Source organism: Bacteroidales bacterium, from assembly GCA_031275285.1.
Classification (GTDB): domain Bacteria; phylum Bacteroidota; class Bacteroidia; order Bacteroidales; family UBA4181; genus JAIRLS01.
In genome coordinates this window covers 1-3,665 of record JAISOY010000202.1, presented here as the reverse complement: position 1 = coordinate 3,665, position 3,665 = coordinate 1, and the positions used below count along the sequence as shown (strand labels likewise).

Below are 3,665 nucleotides of genomic sequence, written 5' to 3'. Positions count from 1 at the left end.
ATGTGCCCATGGTGGGTATTACTATAGCCTTTAAGAATTATCGTCCAATTAATGGTATTTGGGGTAGTACATGGGTTGGATTTGACAATTTTACTCGTTTCTTTAAATCCTATCAGTTTCAAAGAGTCCTTACTAATACACTGGGATTGAGCTTTTATTTATTAATCGCAGGCTTCCCCATACCTATTATTTTGGCTCTTGCGCTAAATGCGACTTTATTTAAAAAATTCAAACGGACAGTCCAATTTGTTACCTATATGCCTCATTTTATTTCCACTGTAGTTATGGTAGGAATTGTTCTGCAGTTTTTTAATCCCCATATTGGTATTTTCAGCAGGGTTCTTCAGGCAATAGGAGTTTCTACGATTAACCTTCTTGGGTCTCCGAATGTTTTTAAATCCCTCTATGTGTGGTCTGATGTGTGGCAGGCAGCAGGGTGGAACAGCATTATTTATCTGGCGTCCCTTTCCGGGGTAGATACGGAATTGCATGAAGCTGCTCTTATGGACGGTGCTACCCGTTTTAAACGTATTTTGAGAATAGATTTACCCTGTATTATGCCTACAATTACAACCATGCTCCTGCTTAATTTGGGGAAAATTATGAATCTTGGCTTTGAAAAGGTATTTCTTATGCAAAATCCGCTTAACCTTCGCAGCTCAGAGATAATATCAACCTATGTTTATCAGGTAGCTCTTGGTTCGGGAATGGGGGATTTTTCGTATGCCACCGCAATAGGAATGTTTAATTCTGTTGTTAATTTTTTGTTGGTACTTATTGTCAATGAAATTGCTAAACGGGTCGGCGAAACCAGTCTTTGGTAGGAGACATTTTCATGGGGAAAATAAAAACACCAATCTGGAAAATTCGCCAGTCAAGAAGCGATAAATTTTTCTATTTTGTTACTAATCTTTATCTTGTTCTTTCTTTTCTTGTTGTTCTATATCCAATTGTTTATATTTTCAGCGCCTCATTTAGTTCTACAAGAGCGGTGATGAGCGGAAAAGTTGTTCTTTGGCCGGTGGAATTATCACTGGAGGGATATAAAACTGTCTTTCGGGAATCAAAAGTTCTTACCGGTTACCTTAATACTATTTTTTATACGATAATTGGTACTTCTATTAGTGTTATTTTAACCATTATGGCCGCTTATCCTCTATCCCGCAAGAAATTTATTGGCCGCAATTTTATTACATATCTTTTTGTATTTACATTCTTATTTCAGGGTGGAATGATCCCTATGTATCTGTTAGTTCAAAACCTGCACCTGTTAAACACCCGTGCAGCTTTGGTGATTCCAAACGCTATATGGGTTACCAATATGATTATTGCCCGTACTTATTATCAGACAAATATCCCTGAAGAATTGGTGGAGGCTGGATCTTTAGATGGATGTTCTCATTTTCAGTTTTTATTTCATGTTGTACTACCATTATCCAAGGCAATTACCGCGGTATTGGTATTATATTATGCCGTTGGTCAATGGAATGCCTTTTTTGATGCCTTTCTTTATTTAACCAATGTTAAGCTTTTCCCAATCCAAATTGTACTTCGGGATATTCTGGTAGCAACCCAGGCTGATACCAATTTAATCGCAGATCCTGAACTTATGATAATTCAGCAAGGTATGGCGGAGCTTTTAAAATATTCCCTGATAATTGTGGTCAATGTGCCTATATGGCTGGTATATCCATTTGTTCAAAAATATTTTGTCCAAGGAGTGATGATAGGTTCTATAAAAGGATAAAAAATCGAGTTGTTCAGAAACTTCAGTTTCTGAACAAATTCCGCTGAAAAACAGCGAAATGCGGAACATTTTGCCTAGACTTACAAGATAACCGCATATTAGCAGATAACCAACCAGGTTATTGAACAAGTCTAATTAATTATTTTGGTATTAAGATCCATCTTTGGATCTTTAAATAAATATTATTTGGAGGATAAGAAAATGAAAAAGTGGAATATCGTGATCCTGTTAACCATTATGATCCCGATTGTTTTTTTTGTGTCCTGTGATGAAAAAAACGAGACACCCAACACTGCCGCCATGACGGAGAGCCTCATGAATATGGATAGTAAGTATCCAGTTACTAAAAACCGATATGATTTAGAAATGTTGATCCCGTCGAATGTGAATGTTATTGATTATGCAACTGTGGAACAAACTCTTTTTATGGAAAAACTCACCAACATACACATTAATTTTACCGTGGTTCCCCTTAATGATATAAATCAAAAATTAAATGTTCTTCTAAACAGCGGGGGAAAATTACCTGATGTTTTTTGGGGATGTAATGGTTTCTTTTTACTGGAACGAATGCAGGGTTTTGGTGAGAATGGTCTTGTACAGCCATTGAATGATCTTCTGGATAAATATGCTCCTAATTTTACAAAAATAGACAAGGATAACCCCAATAGCCGATTTCGGGAACGTTTAACTGTTTTGGATGGAAATATTTATGGATTAACAAATATGCAGGCTAATCTACAGATTATCAATGCACTGCCCTATCGTATGTGGATAAACCAGGGTTTCCTTGATAAACTTGGTATGGTTATGCCTACTGATATAACCGGTTTCTACAATTATCTCAAAGCCGTTAAAGAAAAAGATCCTAATGGCAATGGAAGGAATGATGAGATTCCTCTGACTGGCTACCTTCCTACTACCGCCAGTCCACAGGGAGCGATAGATGTTTTTATCATGAATATGTTTATTCTTGATGATTTATCGAATCATCGGCTAATACTGAATAATGATATAATCAGTCCCGCCTATACAACGCCGGAATGGCAAGAGGGTCTTATCTTCATGAACAAACTTTACCGGGAAGGACTTTTGGACCCCAATGCTTTTACCCAGAATTTGCAACAATTAAAGCAGGTTGTAGAGATGGAAGATGCTATGAAGGTTGGTGCCGCAGCTTCCTTTACCGACTATGCCATTGCCAATATCGGCGGATCCCGAATTGATTACCTGAAAGCCCTGCCGCCGCTCAAGGGACCAAAGGGCGTTCAGACTACTCCCTTCCTTAAGTACAACGATCTTTATGCGGGGTTAACCTTTGTTATTTCCCGGGATTGTAAGAATCCGGCTATCGCATTACGGTGGGCGGATGCATTTATGGATGAAGATCCCTCGATAAATTCTTTTATCCGATACGGGGTACTGGGACGGGATTGGGAAATCCCTCAGCAAGACAGTGGCCCAAGTATAACCGGTGGAATTCCAAGATTTAAGCTTATCAACGATCTTTGGGGAAAACCGCAGAATGTATACTGGGGTGGAAATGGACTGCGTTATGTCGCTTTCAATTCTTATGACCGGACACCAATTGAAGGGTATGACAGTGAAGTCATTCTCTACAATGCTTCTATGGCTTATAAGCCGTATGCCCATGATCCTGTTCCACCGTTACTTTATACAACGGAAGAAAATGTCCGAATTCAGGAATTGCAGGTAGCCATTGACAACTATATAAGTGAAAGCATTGCCCGTTTTACTATCGGCGATCTGAATATTGATAAGGATTGGAACAGCTATCTTACCGAGTTGGAGACCATAGGAATAAAAGAATACATCAAAATTTTACAGGGAGCCTATGATCGCCAGTGGAAGAAATAAAAAATATCTCCCACTTGCCGGCGTCTTACACAAAAGTGCA

General features: G+C 38.6%; 3 protein-coding genes. All 3 read left to right on the top strand.

Annotated features, from left to right (window positions below; translation table 11 throughout):
* The coding region (locus LBQ60_19580) for an ABC transporter permease subunit (GenBank protein ID MDR2040130.1) at nt 1-824 on the top strand (824 nt) is incomplete at its 5' end.
* Between the two features lie 11 nt (nt 825-835).
* Nucleotides 836-1,747, top strand: coding sequence for a carbohydrate ABC transporter permease (locus tag LBQ60_19575; GenBank protein ID MDR2040129.1), 912 nt, complete (start codon nt 836-838; stop codon nt 1,745-1,747).
* Nucleotides 1,748-1,948: 201 nt separating this feature from the next.
* Nucleotides 1,949-3,625, top strand: coding sequence for an extracellular solute-binding protein (locus tag LBQ60_19570; GenBank protein MDR2040128.1), 1,677 nt, complete (start codon nt 1,949-1,951; stop codon nt 3,623-3,625).
* The last annotated feature ends 40 nt before the right edge of the window (nt 3,626-3,665 follow it).

Coding starts and splice junctions, on each gene's coding strand:
- LBQ60_19575 (MDR2040129.1), top strand. CDS start 836: ATGGGGAAAATAAAAACACCAATCTGGAAAATTCGCCAGTCAAGAAGC.
- LBQ60_19570 (MDR2040128.1), top strand. CDS start 1,949: ATGAAAAAGTGGAATATCGTGATCCTGTTAACCATTATGATCCCGATT.